This window comes from Streptomyces sp. NPDC000594 (genome assembly GCF_040299965.1).
Classification (GTDB): Bacteria; Actinomycetota; Actinomycetes; order Streptomycetales; family Streptomycetaceae; genus Streptomyces.
This window is the reverse complement of the sequence record NZ_JBEPCY010000001.1, coordinates 209,124-227,400: the sequence shown is the minus strand read 5'-3', so window position 1 is coordinate 227,400 and position 18,277 is coordinate 209,124. Positions and strand designations below refer to the sequence as shown.

General features: G+C 72.6%; 13 protein-coding genes. 3 read left to right on the top strand and 10 right to left on the bottom strand.

From position 1 onward, the window contains the following. Positions 1-25 precede the first annotated feature (25 nt). The gene (locus ABT354_RS00655) at positions 26-460 is read left to right on the top strand and encodes an SgcJ/EcaC family oxidoreductase (protein ID WP_351486974.1); all 435 of its coding nucleotides are present in this window, start codon (positions 26-28) and stop codon (positions 458-460) included. 204 nt (positions 461-664) lie between these two features. Here the strand turns inward: ABT354_RS00655 and ABT354_RS00650 are convergent, their stop codons facing one another. The 4 genes from ABT354_RS00650 to ABT354_RS00635 form a co-directional block, all read right to left on the bottom strand. Next, the gene (locus ABT354_RS00650) at positions 665-1,468 is read right to left on the bottom strand and encodes a TIGR03084 family metal-binding protein (RefSeq protein WP_351486971.1); all 804 of its coding nucleotides are present in this window, start codon (positions 1,466-1,468) and stop codon (positions 665-667) included. 108 nt (positions 1,469-1,576) lie between these two features. Next, positions 1,577-2,587, bottom strand: coding sequence for a carboxymuconolactone decarboxylase family protein (locus ABT354_RS00645; protein ID WP_502983295.1), 1,011 nt, complete (start codon positions 2,585-2,587; stop codon positions 1,577-1,579). Between the two features lie 127 nt (positions 2,588-2,714). Continuing rightward, positions 2,715-4,361 (bottom strand): FAD-dependent oxidoreductase, encoded by a 1,647-nt coding sequence (locus ABT354_RS00640; RefSeq protein ID WP_351486965.1) that lies wholly within the window; start codon positions 4,359-4,361, stop codon positions 2,715-2,717. Next, the gene (locus tag ABT354_RS00635; RefSeq protein ID WP_351486962.1) at positions 4,358-4,918 is read right to left on the bottom strand and encodes a DUF5987 family protein; all 561 of its coding nucleotides are present in this window, start codon (positions 4,916-4,918) and stop codon (positions 4,358-4,360) included. The genes ABT354_RS00640 and ABT354_RS00635 overlap by 4 nt, the downstream gene beginning before the upstream one ends. 506 nt (positions 4,919-5,424) lie before the next feature. Here ABT354_RS00635 and ABT354_RS00630 point away from each other — a divergent pair. Next, positions 5,425-6,240, top strand: coding sequence for a ParB/RepB/Spo0J family partition protein (locus ABT354_RS00630; protein WP_502983294.1), 816 nt, complete (start codon positions 5,425-5,427; stop codon positions 6,238-6,240). Positions 6,241-6,280: 40 nt separating this feature from the next. Continuing rightward, positions 6,281-7,048, top strand: a complete 768-nt coding sequence (locus tag ABT354_RS00625; protein ID WP_351486959.1) for a helix-turn-helix domain-containing protein — start codon at positions 6,281-6,283, stop codon at positions 7,046-7,048. 106 nt (positions 7,049-7,154) lie between these two features. Here the strand turns inward: ABT354_RS00625 and ABT354_RS00620 are convergent, their stop codons facing one another. The 6 genes from ABT354_RS00620 to ABT354_RS00595 are packed head-to-tail and all read right to left on the bottom strand — an operon-like array spanning position 7,155 to position 18,246. Continuing rightward, positions 7,155-8,546, bottom strand: coding sequence for a cytochrome P450 (locus tag ABT354_RS00620; RefSeq protein WP_351486956.1), 1,392 nt, complete (start codon positions 8,544-8,546; stop codon positions 7,155-7,157). Beyond that, positions 8,543-9,082, bottom strand: a complete 540-nt coding sequence (locus ABT354_RS00615) for a flavin reductase family protein (RefSeq protein WP_351486953.1) — start codon at positions 9,080-9,082, stop codon at positions 8,543-8,545. The genes ABT354_RS00620 and ABT354_RS00615 overlap by 4 nt, the downstream gene beginning before the upstream one ends. Further along, positions 9,079-9,546, bottom strand: a complete 468-nt coding sequence (locus ABT354_RS00610) for an acyl-CoA thioesterase (RefSeq protein WP_351486950.1) — start codon at positions 9,544-9,546, stop codon at positions 9,079-9,081. Before ABT354_RS00610 ends, ABT354_RS00615 begins: the two co-directional genes overlap by 4 nt. Continuing rightward, the gene (locus tag ABT354_RS00605; protein ID WP_351486947.1) at positions 9,543-15,389 is read right to left on the bottom strand and encodes a type I polyketide synthase; all 5,847 of its coding nucleotides are present in this window, start codon (positions 15,387-15,389) and stop codon (positions 9,543-9,545) included. The genes ABT354_RS00610 and ABT354_RS00605 overlap by 4 nt, the downstream gene beginning before the upstream one ends. Next, complete coding sequence (locus tag ABT354_RS00600) at positions 15,389-16,378, bottom strand: enediyne biosynthesis protein (protein ID WP_351486944.1); 990 nt, start codon at positions 16,376-16,378, stop codon at positions 15,389-15,391. The genes ABT354_RS00605 and ABT354_RS00600 overlap by 1 nt, the downstream gene beginning before the upstream one ends. 5 nt (positions 16,379-16,383) lie before the next feature. After that, positions 16,384-18,246: an FG-GAP repeat domain-containing protein gene (locus ABT354_RS00595; protein ID WP_351486941.1), complete on the bottom strand. Its 1,863-nt coding sequence runs from the start codon at positions 18,244-18,246 to the stop codon at positions 16,384-16,386. Positions 18,247-18,277 lie beyond the last annotated feature (31 nt).

Sequence of the window (18,277 nt, the reverse complement as noted above, 5' to 3'; positions counted from 1 at the left end):
CAGACCTTCCGCGATATTTCCTGGAATGGGAGACATGATGAGCGCCGGACTCTCCATCGCGCCGACCGCCGACGACATGGCCGCCGTGGGCGGTGTACCGCAGCGCATGATGGCCGCCTGGGCCGACAACGACGCCGTCGCCCTGGCCGGGCTGTTCACCGAGGACGCGACGATGATCCTGCCCGGCGATGTGTTCAAGAAGGGCCGGGACGAGATCCGCGGCTTCATGGCCGACAACTACGCCGGGCCGTACCGGGGGACCTCGGTCTTCGGGGCGCCGCTGGATGTGCGGTTCGTGGACGCGGGGACGGCGGTGCTGGTGACCCAGGGCGGGGTGCTGCTGCCGGGTGAGTCGGAGGTCGCGCCCGAGCGGGAGATCCGGGCCACCTGGATCCTCAGCAAGCGGGCGGAGGGGTGGTTCATCAGCGCGTACCACAACAGCCCGGTCCGGCTGCCCTGACCCGGCCGGGTCGCGGCACCCCGCGCCCCACCCGGCCCGTGCGCCCTGCCCCGTACCCCCGTACCCCGTACCGCTGTATCCCGTGTCCCGTACCCCCTGAGCCCCGTGTTCAGGGGGTACGGGTCTGTCCGGGCCCGGGGGCGGAAGGCCGCCGCCCCCGGACGGTGGGTCCGGGGGCGGCGGCCGTTCGGTACGCGCGGCGGGTCAGCCGTCGAGGTGCGCGAACTGGCCCGGGGTGCGGCCGGCGCCGGCCGGCCCCCGGTACGCCTGGGCGATCCCCAGCCAGTGGTCGGCCACCGGGCCGGTCGCCGTCAGGGCCAGATCGTCCCGGTGGCGGCGGCGGGTGACCAGCAGGCAGAAGTCATGGGCGGGGCCGGTGATCCGCTCGGCGGCGTCCTCGGGGCCATGGCGCCACTCCTCGCCGGAGGGCCCGGTCAGCTCAAAGCGGAAGGGCTCGGCCGGCGGGGTCAGCCCCCGGGAGAGATAGCCGAAGTCCCGGGTCAGCACGGCGAACCCGACGAGATGGCGCAGCCAGGCGGCGGGTTCCCGGCGGACGCCGAGGGCGTCGGCGATGTCCTGGCCATGGGCGAAGGTCTCCATGATCCCGGCGCAGCCGAGGACGGCGGGCGGCAGCGGGTTGACCAGCCAGGGCACCGGCCGGTCCGGGGGTACGGCGGCGAGCGCCTCGACGCAGTCGGCCCGCTCGGAACGCCAGCGGTCGAGCACCGCCCGGGGATCGGCCAGCGGATAGGCGTTCAGGGCCGCGTTCACGGCGCCGTTGAAGTCCTTCGCGGCCTCGGCGGTCATCGCCCGGAAGCCGTCGGGGTCGGCGGCGGCGGTACCGGCCAGCCGGAAGATGAAGGAGAGATGGGCGACCTGCTGGGTGATCGTCCAGCCGGGCGCGGGGGTCTCGCGGGCCCACTGCTCGTCGGTGAGATCGGCGACCAGCCGGTCGGTCTCGTCCACGGCGGTGGTCAGATCCTTGAGGACACTCTGCACATCGAACATGCGCTCGCTCTCTTCTCGGGGTGGGGTTGTACGAGGTGGGTGTACGGGGGTGAGGTGTACAAGGTGGGGTGTGCGGGGGCGGGGTGTACGGGGGCGCCGGGGGCCGGGTCATCCGTTCCGTGCCAGCAGCAGGCCCGCCCGGCGCGCCGCCGCCAGGCTCGCCCAGGCGGTGATCCCGATGAGGTCCCGGTCGTCCACCGGCACCGGCCCGCCCCGGACCGCGGCGATGTCCGCCGCCGTGACCCGGTAGGAGGCCAGCGCCGTCAGCAGGGCCAGCCGGGCCACCGGGCGTTCCCCGGGGGCCAGCCGGGACAGCGGCTCGTCCGGCCGGCCGCTGCCGGGCCCCGGTGGACGGCCGTCCCAGGCGTCCAGCCGGGCCGTCACCATCTCCCGTACCGCGCCGGGCAGCACGCGCTCCCCCGCCGCGCCGATCGCGGCACCGGCCCGGGCGAACGCCCCGGCGAGATGGGGGTACGGGGCGGCCCACGCCAGATCCTCGGGGAGCGGCGCCGCAGGGAGCAGCGCCAGGGAGCCGCCCCGCGCCGGGCCGCCGGGCCGCCGGGGCCGCAGGCTCCGCGCGACCGCCCTCAGGACGGTGCCCCGGGCGGCGGCCGGCAGCGCCGGGGGCAGCGGTGAGCCGTCCAGGAACACATTGACCATGCGGTTGAGGTAGTGGAAGGTGACGGCGGTCGCGATGATCTCCGGGATCCGGTCCGGTGGGACCGGGGGCGGTCCGGCGGCTCCGCCGTCCCATACCCAGGCCGCCACCGGCCCGGCGGCGCGCCCTCCGTCGGGGCCCCGGGCGGCCCCGTGCACCTCGGCGCAGTAGGGGCAGGTGTTGGCCCGGGAGACGGCGGTGGCCACCGCCTCCTTGTCCGCGCGGCTCGTCGCGCCCTCGACCAGCAGGCTCTCCCGGAGCATCGTCCAGGCCGCGGCGAGCACCTGGGGGTCCGGGGAGTGCAGTGCGACCGGCGGCGCGAGCGCTCCGAAGTCCCGTTCGGTCTGGGCGTAGACGGCGGCCACCGTGGACCGGGCCTCCCCCGGTGGCACCGCCCGGACATGGTGGACACGGTCCAGCGCTCCGCGCAGAACCGTACGGACGACCGGTCTCACCCTCATCACCTCTGGTCACGTGTCACCGTGGAACCGGAAAGGGGGTTCACACCCCCTCCCCGGCGGGAAAGAGATCTTCTGTGCGGACGATCGGATGAACTGCCGGACGGATCGGCGGGTGGGTGGCAGGTGGTCAGGTCGCCAGAAGCGGCAGGACCGCCCGCCGTCCGCTGGTCGATCCGTCGGGGGCGGGCGCGCCGTAGGTGACGCGTACGCCGCGGCGCCGCGCGGCCTCCACGATGCCGGGGACGGAACGTTCCGCCACCGCGGCGATGGTCATCGCCGGGTTGACGGTCAGCGCTCCGGGCACCGCGGAGCCGTCGGTGACGAAGATCCCGGGATGGCCGCGGAGTTCATTGCGGTCGTCCAGGGCCGAGGTGCCCGGGTCGTCGCCCATACGACAGGAGGCCAGAGGGTGCACGGTGTAGGCGCCGACCACGTCATTGGTCCAGGGCATCACCCGGGCCAGCCCGTCCCGTTCGAGGATGTCCTTCACCTCAGCGTCCGACGCGGCCCAGCCGTGCAGGGTGTTCGCGGTGGGCCGGTAGCGCAGGGCGCCGTGGCCGAGCATCTGCTGCGAGATCCGGGTGGCGTTGCCGGTGAGCGGCGGGGGCCCGAAGACGCCCTCGTTGTCGTCCTCGCTCATGGTGAAGATGGTCAGCCAGGAGCTCCAGCGCTTGAGCATCTCCTTCTTGTTCAGCCCGAACCAGGTGGGTCCGTCGGTGACATCGGCGGCCTGCGCCAGGATGGTGCCGAGGCCGGGCGGGAAGTAGAGCTGTTCCAGGGAGTAGCGGGAGTACTCGGGCAGGGAGCCGTCGAGCCGGTCCCAGTTGGCGACGGTCGGTCCGCGGCCGATGTGGTTGGCGGCGTAGGCGAGTCCGTCGCCCCGGCTCAGGCCCAGCACCTCCGCCACCCGGTCCTCGTCGAGCACGGCGGTGTTGAGGCGTTCGCCGTTGCCGGAGAAGTAGCGGCCGACCGCGGGCGGCATCGGCCCGAGCGCCGCCTCGCTGCGCTGGAGGATGACGGGGGTGGCGCCCGCCCCCGCCGCCAGCACCACGATCCGGGCGTCGATGGCGCCGGTCCCCCGGTGGATCCGGTAGTCCTCGTCGTCCACGATGTCGAAGTGCACCCGGTAGCCGCCGTCGTCGGTGCGGGCGATGGACTGCACCTCGTGGAGGGGTCGGATCTCGGCGCCATGGGCGATGGCCGCGGGCAGATAGCTGAAGAGGAGGGAGCGTTTGGCGTCGAAGCGGCAGCCGGCCATCATCCAGTTGCAGTTGACGCACTTGTCGGTGTCGATCGCCACCGGCAGCGGGTTCGCGGTGCGGCCGGCGTGGTCGCAGGCGGCGGCCCAGAGCCCGCCCGCGTAGGTGACATCGCTCCACTCCTGCCGGTGCACCGGCAGGGCCTCCGCCACCCGGTCGTACCAGGGATCGAGGGTTTCGCGGCTGATCGCGGCGGGCCACATGCGCCGTCCGATGGAGCCATGGCGCTCGAAGACGAATCGGGGCGCGCGCGGCATGGAAGCGAAGTAGACGACACTGCCGCCGCCGACGCAGTTGCCGCCCAGGACGCTCATGCCGTCGCCGACGGTGAAGTCGAAGACCCGGGTGTAGGAGGAGCCGAGCTTGTAGTCGTGCTCGAAGTCGTCGCCGTCGAGCCAGGGTCCGCGCTCCAGGACGGTGACCGCGGCCCCGCCCGCGGCCAGGTGGTAGGCGGTGATCGCGCCGCCGAATCCGCTGCCGACGACCAGGACGTCCGTACGTTCCACCGCGTTCATTCCGGGCTCCCCGAGGTTGTGGTGCCCGGATGCAACCGGGCCAGGGGGCGGCCGTAGGAGTGCTCCCCGTACCGCCAGAGTCCGTCGGGCCCCGGTGGCTCGACCCCCATGGCGACCAGTCCGGGGTGTCCCTGGGCCAGCGCTTCGGCGGTGTGCAGATGGGCGGCGGAGTCGAAGGCCATATTGCTGAAGAGGGTCAGCAGTACCCAGAACTCCTTCTCGGGGTGGCCGGGCGCGGTCAGCAGCTGGACCAGGGCCGTCCGATGGGGGAACTCCAGGGCGACAAAGGGCGGTTGTCCTTCGTCAAGGGTCAGGCCGTGCTCATCGGCATAGGCCAGGGCGTGCGCGTTCAGCAGGTCCGCGAGATCGCCGAGGCCCTCACTCACCCCGGTCGCGTCCCACTCCAGGAGGGCGAGGGCGCCGGCGGCGACGGATCCACCGCCCTCGGCGACGCCCGCTATCGCCGTGTCCCCGGGCCATCGCTTTTCACCGGGCACGATCGTATCGGCGTATGCCTCAAGCGTGGTGGTCCTGCCATTGTCCGGGACACGTTCCACAACAGGTGCCTCCTGATTTGCACTATTGATTTTCAGCCATCGATAAACTAGAGATAGTAAGTCCTTTCAAGCAACTCACAGATTGCGGAGCCATCCGCTCAACTCCCGTGGTAGGAGCCTTGGCCGTAAGTCGGCCAGCCGGTACGCTTCTCGCAGTTCATTGCTTCGACGCGAACATGGAGCACCTATGCACACCCTCGGCCGGAGTCAGGTCGATGTGTCGCCTTACCTACGGGGGTTTCACCGTGCGCAGCGCTGAGCCACCCCCACCACAATCCAGAGCATCGCCACCGTCCCCCCATCCGGCCGTCGGAAACAATGAATCGACGGACCGTCCCGGACCCCGGCCGAGCGGGGTCCATATCGTCCCGATCTCCCTGCTGCTCCCTGCGGATTCACCGCGCCTGGGGGGAATGGACGAGAATCACATACAGCGGCTCATCGAGGCGGAATCAGAGCTTCCAGCGATCCTTGTGCATCGCGCCACGATGCAGATCATCGATGGTATGCACCGTTTACGAGCAGCCACTCTGAAAGGGCGGCGGACGCTAGCCGTCACCTTCTTCGACGGCACCCGGGAGGAAGCGTTCATCCGGGCCGTCGAGGAGAACATCGCCCATGGACTGCCGCTGCCCCTGGCCGACCGCAAGGCCGCCGCGCAGCGCATTCTGGCCGGCCGTCCGGAACTCTCCGACCGGGCCATCGCGGCACGGACGGGGCTCTCGGCCAAGACGGTCGCCACCGTGCGCCGCCGTTCACCCGGGGAACCACCGCGGGTGAACACCCGGATCGGCGCGGACGGCCGACGCTATCCCCAGGACACCACCCGGGGCAGGCTGCTGGCCTCGCAGATGGTCTCGGCCCATCCCGAGACACCGCTCAGAAAGATCGCCCGGGACGCCGGGGTCTCCCTGGGCACCGCCCATGATGTGCGCCGACGCGTCCTGCGGGGCGATCCGCCCCTGACGGACACCGAGGCCCTGGGCACCACCGCACCACCGGCGCCGGAGACCCCCGCGCACCACCCGGGGCCCGCGCCGCACCGGCGCCGGGCACCGGGCGGCGCCCCCTGCCCGGGCGAGGCCCGGGACCGGGTCGCCGTCCTGCGGACCCTCACCCGGGACCCGTCGCTGCGCAACACCGAGTCCGGCCGTGAGCTGCTGCGCTGGCTGCACACCCAGGCCATCCTCGACAGCGACTGGCCCACCAGGATCAGTTCGGTACCCGCGCACTGCGCGGACGCCGTCGCCGAACTGGCCCGGAGCTGCTCGGACATCTGGCAGCAGATCGCGAACGAACTGGAGCAAGCGAGAACTCGTTGAGCACACACGGGTAGACCGTGCGACCGAACCTGGAGGGGTCATGGAAACCACTGTCGAGCGAGCCGTCACCCGCGTTATCAGCAGCATGCACGAGAATCTCGGCCAGGAGCTGACCATTGATGACATGGCCGAGACCGCGATGTACAGCAAGTTCCACTTCACTCGCATATTCAAGGGCATGACCGGAACGACGCCCGGCCGCTTTCTCTCCGCGCTCCGACTCCAGGAAGCCAAGCGGCTGCTCGTGACCACCGAGCTGAACATCACCGATATAAGCAATCTCGTCGGATATCAGAGCGTCGGCACTTTCAGTTCCCGTTTCAAAAGTTCTGTGGGTATGGCACCGACCACCTATAGGCAATTGGGGGGATTCGCCGAAGTCATTCATACCGACCATCGGCGGCCCACCGACCGGAACCGGCCGATCTCCCTGCGCGGAACCGTCCATGCCCCTGACGACGGCAGCGCGGGTTTCGTCTTCATCGGTTTGTTCCCGGACTGTATTCCCCAGGGCCAGCCGGTACGGTGCACGGTCCTGGACCGGCCGGGCGACTATGTCCTGGAGGACGTTCCCGAGGGGACCTGGTACGTCCTGACCCAGTCCGTCCCCTATGGCATGGAGGAGGCGGACGGCATCGGCGAGGACACCGCGCCCTCGATCGGTTCCTACGGACCGGTCACGATCAGCGCGGACACCCTGCTGAAACCCGCCCCCATCCAGCTGCGGGCGATGCGGGCGCTCGACCCGCCGGTGCTGCTGGCCCTGCTGGACATGCGGATGACCGCCCTCGCGGCGGTCGCGGTCTGAGCACTGAGTACTGAGTACTGAGCACACATCGGACCGCGCACGGGCCGGGAGGCGGGGCATCCCCCCTTCGCCTCCCGGCCCGTTCCGGCCGTCCACCGGGGCGCGTTCACCGCTCCGCCCGCCCCACCTCCACCGGCAGACCGCCCCGTACCCGCAGGGAGAGCATCGGCTCCGGCACCACCCGGTGCCCCGGCGGTGTCCGGAGCGTGAACTCCCGCATCACCATGGCCGTCACGAACACGGCCTCCATCGTGCCGAGGTTGCTCCCCACACAGAATCTGGGCCCCGCCCCGAAGGGCAGATAGGCGTAGCGCGGACGGCCCTGGCCCGCCTCCGGGGCGAACCGCTCCGGGTCGAAGCGCTCGGGGTCCTGCCAGTACCGCGGATGCCGGTGCAGGGTGTACGGACAGACCAGCACATCCGCCCCGGCCGGCACATGGTAGCCACCCACCTCGTCGTCGCCCTGGGCCCGGCGGGTGAGGATCCACACCGGCGGATAGAGCCGCATCGCCTCCTGCACCACGCTCAGGGTGTACGGCAGTCCGAGCAGGTCCTCGTGGGCCGGGGGCCGGTCCCCGAGCACCTCCCGGGCCTCCGCGCGGACCCGCCGCGCGGCCCAGGGGTGGCGGTCGAGCAGATGGAAGGTCCACCCCAGGGTGCTCGCGGTGGTCTCGTGCCCGGCGAGCAGCAGGGTCACCACCTCGTCGCGGAGCCGCCGCCGGGCGATGCGGGGGTCGCTCTCCCGCCGGGTGGAGTCGATCAGCCGGGTGAGCACATCGTCGCCGCCGGTGGAGCCGGGGCGCGCGTACCGGTCGGCCACCAGCCGCTCGACGACACCCTCCAGCTCCGCACGGGCCCGGTGGAAGCGCCGCTGCTGGGGCAGGGGGGCCCAGAGCGGGACCATGCCCTGGGTCACCATCTCGAACATCGCCTGGTCCTGGACCGCCTCGAAGGCATGGCCCACCGACCCGTACACGGAGAGATCGGTGTCCAGCAGGGTCCTGCCGAGCACCCCGAGGGTGAGCCCGGTCAGCTCCTCGGTGAGGTCCACCGGGCCCCGGTCGGTGTGGGCGCGCAGCCGGTCGGTCAGCCGGGTGGCCTCGTCGGCGACCACCTCGGCCTGGGCGGCGAGCCTCTTGTGCTGGAAGGCGGGCTGGACGGTGCGGCGCTGGGTGCGCCACAGCTCGCCCTCGCTGGTGAGCAGCCCGTCGCCGAGGGCGCGCCGGGCCTCGGTGAGGCCGATGCCCTTGTGGTAGTTGGCGCTGTTGTCGGCGAGGACGTGCTTGGCGTGCTCGGGGGCGTTGAAGATGTAGAGGGTACGGGGGCCCAGCGCCACCCGGACGGCGTCGCCCAGGGCCGCCGCCTCGGTGAGCAGTCCGATGCGGTCGGAGACCAGTTTGCGCACCAGCCGGGGGAGTTCGCGGCGGCGCGGGCCCGGCGGGGTGGCGCGGGTGCGGGGGCCCGCCGTGAGGCGCGGCGGGCGGGCTCCGGTGGTCATGCCGCCACCTCCTCGGGGGTGGGGGCGGGGGCCAGCCGGCGGAATCGGCCGCCGGCGAAGAGCAGCCCCTCGTCGGCGGGGCCGCGTCCCATGGCGACCACCCGGCCGAGGAAGACGGTGTGGTCACCGCCTTCGTAACGGCGCCAGAGGGCGCACTCCAGCCGGGCGAGGGACGCCTCGATGAGGGGGGACCCGGTGGCCGGGCCGGGGCGCCAGTCGACGGTGTCGAACTGTCCGGCGCCCAGCGGCCGGGAGCGGTCGGCGAAGTGCCGGGCCACCGGCTCCTGTGCGGCGGCGAGGATCGAGACGCCGAAGTGGTCGGCGCTCTCCAGCAGCCGGTGCATCAGCGCGTCCCGGCCGACGCAGACCAGGACCAGGGCCGGGTCGAGGGAGACGGCGGTGAAGGAGTTGGCGGTCATCCCGCGCGGGGCGGGGCCGCCGACGGTGACCACGGTGACCCCGGTGGCGAAGGCGCCGAAGGTGTGGCGCAGCTGCCGGGGGTCGGTCACGTCCCCCGGCAGTCCGGGACCGCTCATGCCGTCCTCCCCAGCGGGGCGACGGTGGTCCGGGTGTACGGCTGGAGCGCGCGGATCAGCGCCTCGGGAACGAGCGAGGGCACGGTGGCGGTGTTGGGGCCGCGCATACAGGCGACCCGCTGCCGGCCCCGGGCGATCAGGGTCTCCTCGCCGTCCGGGTCGATCCGGACATAGTCGAAGGTGAACTCCAGCTGGGTCTGGGCGAGGTCGGCGAGGCGCATCCGGATGGACAGCTCGTCGAAGGCGGTGATCTCGGCGAAGAACTCGCAGTCCACCTTGAGGGTGAAGAGTTTCAGGTCCGCCTGGACGTCGGCGAGCACATCGGGGGCGCGGAGCTTGAGGAACATCTCCCGGCACCGTCCCTGCCAGCGGAGATAGTTCACGTAGTAGACGTTCCCGACGAGGTTGGTCTCCTCGAAGCCGACGATGTGCCGGTGCTCGAAGTAGTCGGCGTGGTCCGTCATGACGGGCGCTCCTTCTGCTCGGGGACGGCGGGGGCGGCGGGCTCCGCCGGTGCGGTGAGGACGGCGAGGGCCAGCGGTCCCGCCGTCCCGCGCACGGAGGTGACCAGGGTGGCGATCCGCAGTTCGCCGGAGGTGAGGACGGTCCAGCCGGTCGGCTCACCGGGGGCCAGGCCCAGCGGCGCGCCCGCGGTGAGTCCGGCCTTCTGGAGGCATTCCAGGGCCGTCCACACCCGGGTGGCGGCGGTGTCGGGGGTCTCCCCGGTCTCCTTCGCGATCAGCCGGGCGAGCGGGGCGTGGTCGCCGAGGAGGGCGTCCCACTCCCCCGCCGGGCGGGCGGTGACCGTCTCGGCGTCACAGGCGACGGTGGTGTCGGCGGCCACGCAGAGGGTGAGTTCCCCGCAGTGGGCGGCGGAGAGGGTGCCGCCGGTGTCGGGTTCGGGGCGGCCGTCGGGGCGGTAGCGGAGGGTCACGGGGCGGCCGAGGGCCCGCCGGGCCGCCGCGGCGGTCCGGGAGCGGCGGTCGGAGCCGGTGCCGGGTTCGACGGCGACCGCGACCCGGACGCCGGTCAGTTCCTCCACGGTGCGTTCCAGATAGGGCCCGAGCAGGGGCGCGGCCCAGGGGCCCGCTCCGTCGCCCTTGCGGACCGCGCGCAGCCGCAGGCCCTCCCAGCGTTCGACGATCGCGCCGTCCCCGGTGCGGACGGCGATGTCATAGGTGTAGGTGTCGCCGTCGCGGTGCCGCTCGGTGGCGGTGTAGCGCAGCTCTCCGGCGGCGGACTTGTCGCCGCAGGGGTGGATCCGGTCGATGCCCTGGGGCAGCAGGGTGGCGTGCGGGACGCAGACCTGGTTGCCGTGCATCAGGGCGTCGCGCATCCCGGGGTCGCCCAGCAGCAGATCGCCGGGGAGGAAGCCGGCGAACCAGCTGTCGGTCTGCGAGGTGGCGACCACCGCGTCCACCGTGCGGGCGGCGGCCCGGTGGTAGTGGCGCAGCCGCCGGAAGCGTCCGCTCTGGAAGAGGATGCCGCCGTAGAGATCCTCCTCGGGGACGAGCGGGACGACGGGCTCGGGGTCGGGGGTCTGCTCGGGCGGTCCCTCGGGGACCGGGGTGTCGCGGAAGACGAACCGGGCCCGGAAGTGTTCGGCGGCGAAGCCGGTCTCCTCGCTGTGGATGACCGCCCGTACGGTGTCGGGGCCGGTGACCACGGTGGCGATCCGGATGGTGGTGGTGGAGCCGGGCGGGACGATGATCGGGCGGGGGAAGTCGGCGTCCTCGATCACGGGGACCGTGGTGCGGCCGGTGCAGGCGGCGGCGACCTGGGCCATCGCCTCCAGTCCGATGACGGCGGGGAAGAGGAGGTTGCCGTCGAGGTGGTGGTCGGCGAGATAGGGGTCGGTGCCCGCGCTCAGTTCGGCCTCGGTGACCAGTTCGACGCCGTGGTAGCGGACGACGGGTTTGCCGGCGAAGCGCAGCAGGGGCAGCGGGGGCCGGTCGCGGCGGACGGTGCCGACGCCCTCGGTCCGGCCGCTGATCACGGTGACGGCGGGGGTGGTGGGGTCGGCGAGCAGCCGGCGCAGCAGGGTGACGCCCTGGTCGGGGGTGAGGGGGGTGACGCCGTCGCGGGTGAGGGACTCGACCACGGAGAGCCGTTCGCCCATGCCGACACCGGACCAGACGGACCACTCCAGACAGAGAGCGCGGCAGCCGGGGTGGGCGCGGCCGGTCTCCTCGGTGAGCTGGGCGAGCCGGTCGTTGGCGAGGGCGTAGTGGGCCTCGCCGCGGAGTCCGGCCCGGCCGATGATGCTGCCGAGGGTGACCAGGAGCCGCAGCCGGCCGGGGTCGACGGCGTCGAGGACGGCCCGCAGTCCGTCGATCTTGGGGGCGAAGGTACGGCGGACGGCGGCGCGGTCCAGGGCGGTCAGCGGGGCGGGTTCATTGCGCCCGGCGCCGTGCAGGACGGCGGTGACCGGACCCAGCCCGTCGGTGAGCCGCCGGACGGCCGCGCGGACGGCCTCCGGGTCGGTGACATCGGCCCGCTCGTAGCGGACGGTGATCCCGCTCCCGGTCATCCGGCGGAGATTGGCGGCGAGTTCCCGGTCGTCGGCGGGGTCGGAGCGGCCGAGCAGGGCGAGGGCGGCGCCGCTGTCCTGCGCCATGGCCAGCGCGCACTCGGCGGTGACTCCCTTGCCGCCGCCCGTGACGAGGAGGACATCGGTGGCTCCGAGGGGCTGTTCGGTCCGGTCCGGGGTGATCGGCAGGGGTCGCAGGGTGGGGACGGTACGGGTGCCCGCGCCGTCGAGGTGGGCCTCGCTGAAGCGGGTGGTGGCGGCGGTCTCGGCGACCACCTCGGAGACGGCCCGGTCGGCGGCCAGATCGGCGGGGAGCCGGACGACGGTGGTACGCAGCCGGGGTTCCTCCAGGTGGAGGGTCTTGGCGAGGGCGGCGGCGCCGGTGTCGTGCTGGACGAGGACGAAGCGGCGTACCCCCGTGTCGGCGAGGGCGCGCCGGGCCGCGTCCAGGGCGGGGGCGAGGTCGTCCTCGGTGCTGTCGGGGGGCAGGCAGAGCAGGATCCCCCGGCCGACGGAGGCGGTCTCCAGCCGTTGGCGCAGCGCCCGGGCGAAGGGGTGGGTGTCGGGGGCGAACAGCTCCCAGGCGCCGTTCTCCTCGGGGGCGGTGCGGGCGGGGCGGGGCAGCGGGTCCGGGTCGACGGCGAAGGCGCGGGCCCAGGCGGCGGCTCCGGCCACGGCGGGCGCGGTGTCCGGGGGGGCGGTGTCTCCGGTGTCGGCGATCTCCTGGAGGGTGCGGCCGAGTTCGCCGAGGGTGGCGGTGGCGTAGTTGAGCGGGGTGGCGGAGGGCGGCAGTCCGAGGAGCCGGGCGGCCTGGGTGACGAGCTGGCCGACGGTGATGGAGCTGAGGTGGAGGTCGTCGAGGAGCCGGGTGTCGGGGCCGACGGTCTCCGGGGGGAGTTCGGCGCGTTCGGCGACCAGCCGCCGCAGCAGGTCGACGGCGTTGTCGCCCGTGCTGTCGCCGTTCTGCGGCGTGCTCTCCGGTGCGGTCTCCGGGGCGGGTGCGGTGGGCGCCGCGGGGGTGGGGGCCTCCAACACGGGGGCCTCGGCCACGGGGGCGGACTCGGCGGGGCTGGCGAAGAAGCGGAAGTCGCCGCTCATGTCCAGCGGGCGGATCAGCCGGTCGCGGAAGAGCCGGGCGTGGTCGAGCGGGGCGCCGAGGACGTAGGCGGCCCCGGCGATGTGCAGCAGCCCGTGCAGGGACTCGTCGTCGGTGTCGAGGGCGAGGGCGGGTACCCCGGTGACGGCGGCGGCGAGTCCGCTGAGCACCCGGCCGGGGCCGACCTCGATCAGCAGATCGGTCTCCCGCGCGGCGCGGGCGACGGCCGGGGCGAAGAGCACGGGTTCGGTGATCTGGCGGCGCAGCAGCCGGGGGATGTCGGTGTCGGGGGCGAGGTCGTCGCCGGTGACGGTGGAGACGACCCGGCGGGTGAGGGGGGCGAAGGCGAGTTCCGCCACACAGCGGCCGACCTCCTGGGCGGCGCGGGCGACCAGGGGTGAGTGGAAGGCGTGGGAGACGGCGAGCCGGGTGGCGGTGATGCCGGCCTGCTGGGCGCGGGTCTCCAGGGCGGCGACGGCGTCGGCCGGCCCGGCCAGGACGGTCTGTTCGGGGGCGTTGTGCCCGGCGACGGCGACGGGGAGTCCCTCGGCGAGGGCGCGGGCCCGCTCGGGGTCGGCGGCGAGGGAGACCATGGTGCCGGCGACGCCGTACTCGGACATGGTGCGTCCGCGCATCCGGGCGACCTCGATCAGCAGCTCCTGGTCGAGGGCGCCGGCCCAGGCCAGGGCGGTGATCTCGCCGAGGCTGTGGCCGACGGCGACGGTGGCGTCGAGGCCGAGGGCGGCCAGAGCGCGCAGTCCGGCCATGGAGCCGGTGACGATCCTGGGCTGGGCGACCTCGGTGGCCACGGTGTCGGAGGCGCCGGTGGGCAGTGCGGCGGCGCGGTAGACCTCCTCCGCCTCGGGCATCCGGCGGCAGAGGGCGCCGCCGCTGGTGCCCCGGCCGGAGCCCTGGCCGGGGAAGAGATAGCCGATCCTGGCGGGTCCGCCGGCGTGGCCGAGGAAGGTCCGGCCGTCGGCGGCGAGATGGCGGTCGCGGCCCGCCGCGAGTTCACCGGCGAGGAGCAGGAGCAGCCGTTCGGCCTCGTCGGGCGAGGAGACCACGGCCGCCGCCCGGTACGGGGCGTCGCGCAGCTCCCGTTGGAGGGTGGCGGCGAGATCGCCGAGCTGGGCGTAGGAGAGTTTCGGGGCGAGGGCGGCGAGCCGGTCCAGCCGTTCCCGCAGCGCTTCGGGGGTGTCGGCGTCGACGAGGAGGAGTTCGGTGTCCTGGACGGGGGCGGCCTGGGTGGTCCGCTCTCCGGTGGCGCGGCGGCGCCGGGCCGGGGCGGAGCCCTGCGGCCGGTCGAGGACGACATGGGTGTTGATGCCGCCGAAGCCCATGGCGGTGATGCCGGCGCGGACGGGGGTGTCCTCGGGCCAGGGTTCGGCCCGGCGCAGGGCCCGCAGCGCGGGGCGGTCGCCGCCGAGGAGGGGATGGGGGTCCTGGAGGCCGACGGCCGGGGGCAGGGTCGCGGATTCGACGGCGAGGGCGGCCTTGATGAGTCCGGCGATCCCGGCGGCGGCCTTGGTGTGGCCGATGATGGCCTTGACCGAGCTGATGGCGGCGGGGCGGGCGGCGGGGTCGGCGTCGTCGCGGGCCTGGGAGAGGGCGCCGAGTTCGGTGGTGTCGCCGACCTGGGTGCCGGTGCCGTGGCCCTCGAAGAGGCCGACGGTCTCGATGCCGAATCCGGCGCGGTCGTAGGCCCGCCGGAGGGCGAGGCGGTAGCCGTGGACCTCGGGGCGGGTGATGCCGCCCTGTCCGTCGGAGGAGATGCCCCAGCCGGCGATGGTCGCGTAGACGCGGTGTCCGGCGGCGAGCGCGTCGGCCTCCCGCATCAGCACGATCATGCCGCAGCCCTCGCCGGGCCAGAAGCCGCCGGCGCGGCGGTCGTACACCCGCATCTCCTGGGTGGCCAGGGCGCCGGTCTTGGCGAAGCCGATGATCTCGAAGGGGTCGATGGAGAGGTCGACCCCGCCGGTGACGGCGACGTCGATGTCCTGGTCGAGGAGGGAGCGGGCGGCCTGGGCGACGGAGAGCAGCGACGAGGAGCAGGCGCCGTCGACGGTGTAGCCACCGCCGCCGAGGTCGAAGTGGTTGCAGACCCGGCCGGCGATGGTGTTGGAGAGCCCGCCGGCCAGGGTGTCCTCGTTGACCGGGGGGAAGGGGCTCTTGTACGCGCTCTCCACGGAGGTGAGGAGTCCGGCGAGCCGGTCGTCCTCGAAGCCGTGTTCCCGCAGTGCGGAGGTGAGCACCCGGCGGACGTACGGCCAGCGCAGCCGCAGGGTGTTGGCCCGGGTGAACTCGCCGGTGAGGGTGTTGCCGACGATGACGGCGGTCCGCTCCCGGGGCAGTCCCTCGCCGCCGGGGAAGCCCGCGTCGGCGAGGGCGCGGCCCGCGATGTCGAGGGCGAGCCAGTGGGTGAGGTCGGTGGAGCGATAGGTGCTCCCGGCGATCCGGTGCCCGACGCGGTCGAACTCGTACCCCTCGATGACGGCGGCGTTGCGGGCGTAGAAGCGGTCGGGGGCGCTGGGGTCGGGGTCCCAGTAGTCCGCGAGACGCATCCGGACATCGGGGAGTCTGCGGAAGGCGCGCCGTCCGGCGAGGGAGTTCTCCCAGAGGTCGCGGGGGGTATCGGCGTCGGGATAGCGGCAGGCCATGCCGACGATGGCGATTCGGTTCATCAGGCGGCCACCGCATTCCGGTCCGCCCCGGAGGTCGCGAGCTGCGGCTCGGTGGCCGGCCGCGACGGCTGGGGGTGTGGGAGGTCCGCCGTGGTGAGGCGGCGCTTGTCGGAGAGTGCCAGCCACCAGTGGTAGCCGCCCCGGATGAGGCAGACGGCGGCGGTGGCGAAGAAGATGCCGTAGGCGATGCCCAGGGCGGTGAGCACCCCGTACATCGCGGCCACTCCGCCGCCGAAGGCGATCTGGGCGGCCGGCCGGGAGGGGGTGGTACCGGGGTCGGTGATCATGTAGTTGGTGAAGAGGACGAAGGCGACGCCGGTCATCATGGCGAGCGCGCCGGGGATCGAGGTGCCGAAGAGGAGTCCCCGGACGACCGCCTGGAGGGCGAAGCCGATGACCCAGGCGGCGATCAGCCACATCCGTCCGGTGAGCTTGGCGTTGAGCATGGTGCCGAGGCCGATGATGGCGACGGGGATCAGCCAGTCGATGGGGCCGTCCACATACTCGGTGAAGTGGTACGGGGGCGCGATGCTGGCCCAGGGGAAGAGCAGCAGGATCACGGCGATGCCGAAGTTGGACGGGTTCATGTAGTGGCGGAGCCGGCCGCGGACCGGGGCGCGCAGCACCCACTTGGTGCCGACGGCGACGATGACGCCGAAGACCATCACCCAGACCCGGTCGTTGACATAGGTGAGCATATTGAGGGCGAGGCCGGTGATATGGGCGGGGAGCAGGAACTCGATGAAGCCGCGGGCCCCGCCGCCCCGGAAGCGCGGGGCGCGCCTCTCCACCCCGGCGGCGACCAGCTCCAGCGCGATCTCGGTGGAATAGGCGGTGGCGAGGGCGATGAACGGCCAGGTCCAGGGCTGTTCGAAGCCGAGGACGGTGTAGCCGAGGATATTGAAGACGCTCATCGAGATCGCGAACCGGCGCAGGGCCGCGACGACCTTGGGATCGTGCCGGGGTGCGGCGGTGGCCTGTGCGGTCATGTCCGTCACTTCTCCTTCGCGTCGGTGCCGAGCCGGAGCGCGTGCCGGCCGGGGTTCAGTTGGAGCTTCGCCTCACGGATCTCGCCGTTCCGGTCCCGCCAGCACAGTTCGACCGGGAGGGGTCCGCGGACCTCTTCGCCGAGTCCGATGTGGACCTCGTGGCTGCGCTTGCCGGAGTGGCCGCCGCCGCCGTCGACCCGGCCCACCCGGCGGGAGCCGTCGGGGAGGACGACGGTGACCTGGGCGTCGACCACCGGGGAGCCGGAGGGGTGGGTGAGGGTGAGCCCGAGGTGCTTGCCGGGCCGCTCGCCGCGGTTGGCGTAGAAGACGGGCTCGCCCCACTGGCGGGCGACGGCGAGGTCGAGCCGGCCGTCACCGTCGGCGTCCCCGGTGGCGATGCCCCGGGTGGGGATCGGTACCGCCATGCCGAGCCGGCCCGCGAGGTTGGCGTAACGGCCCTCCTCGCCGCTCTTGGCGAAGAAGCGCAGGGTCTGGTCGCCGCCGATGTCGTCGCCCTCCTTCACATGGGGCCACCACAGCGGGTTGGCGGTGAGGAGGTCATTGGCGGTGGCCAGCTCCTGGAGCTGGGGCCAGCGGTTGGTCTTGCCCTTGACGAAGCCGGTGGTCTGGGCGATCTCCAGGGTGCCGTCGTTGTCGAAGTCGCCGGTCTTCACGTCCCAGCCCCAGCCGGACCAGGCGGTGCCCAGGGGGACGCTGCGGTCCCGGTACGGGGCGACGCCCTCGGTGAACCGTTCGCGCAGCGCCTCCTTGTCCTTCGCCTGGTTGATGAAGGTGAAGTTGGACTCCTGGATCCCGAAGGAGGTGGTGATGTTGCTGACGAACATGTCGTGGAGACCGTCGTTGTCGAGGTCGCCGAAGTCGACGCCCATGCCCTTGAAGGAGCTGCGGCCCAGCTGCTTGGAGCGGGGGACGGTGGCGTCGCGCTCCCCGTCCACGGCGACGAACTTCACCGTTCCGGGGCGGGAGCGGTTGTGCAGCAGCCGTGAGGTGCCGAAGTCATGGGCGAGATACAGCTCGGGCAGCATGTCGCCGTCGAGGTCGGTGGCGGAGGCGCCGAGCGTCCAGCCGTTACGGGTGTCCTCCGGCAGCGCGTTCTCGGCCTGGACGAAGCCCTTCTCGGTCCAGCGGAGGACGATGTCCTCGCCGCCGTTCTGGGCGTGCGACAGGGAGTGGTTCATCTCGACGCCGCCGTCCTTGGACGGATCGAGGACCGGGCTGTCGGGGAAGTAGTTCCCGATCAGGATGTCGTCGTGGCCGTCGCCGTCGAAGTCGGCGATCGTGGTGGCGTTGGTGTTCCACTGCGGGCCGGTGTAGATGGTGTCGCCGACGCCCGGGACCAGCTCCACCGGGGTGAAGGAGTCGGCGGTGACCGCGGTGTCCTTCTTCCGCTCGCCGGGGCGCGCCTGGAAGATGACGGGGGTGCGGCCCCAGTAGTAGACGAGCAGATCGGTGGCGCCGTCCTCGTTGAAGTCACCGGCGGCGCAGCCCATCGGCGCCATGACCGCGCTCATGGGCAGCGGCGCGGGGTCGAGGGCGAAGGGCTGGTAGCGGCCGGAGTTCTTCCCCGGGGTCGGGGTGAGGACGACCTGGTCGATCCGGGGGTCGGTGACACACAGATCGTTGGCCAGTCCATCGCCGTCGACATCGTTCATCGAAACCCCGGCACCGACCGAGGAAATCCATGCCTCGATGTTCTTGTATTTCTTGTTCACTTTCCGGACGGTCTGCTGGTCGTATCCCTCCGGCATGGCTATGGACATGGGCCGGAAGTCGAATTTCTCGGCGAGACGGTTGGCCTCGGCCTCCGAAACGGTCGGCAGTCGGACCGCATAGAAGACACTCACCATGAGTGTGAGTGCGAGGATTCCGGGAAGCTGG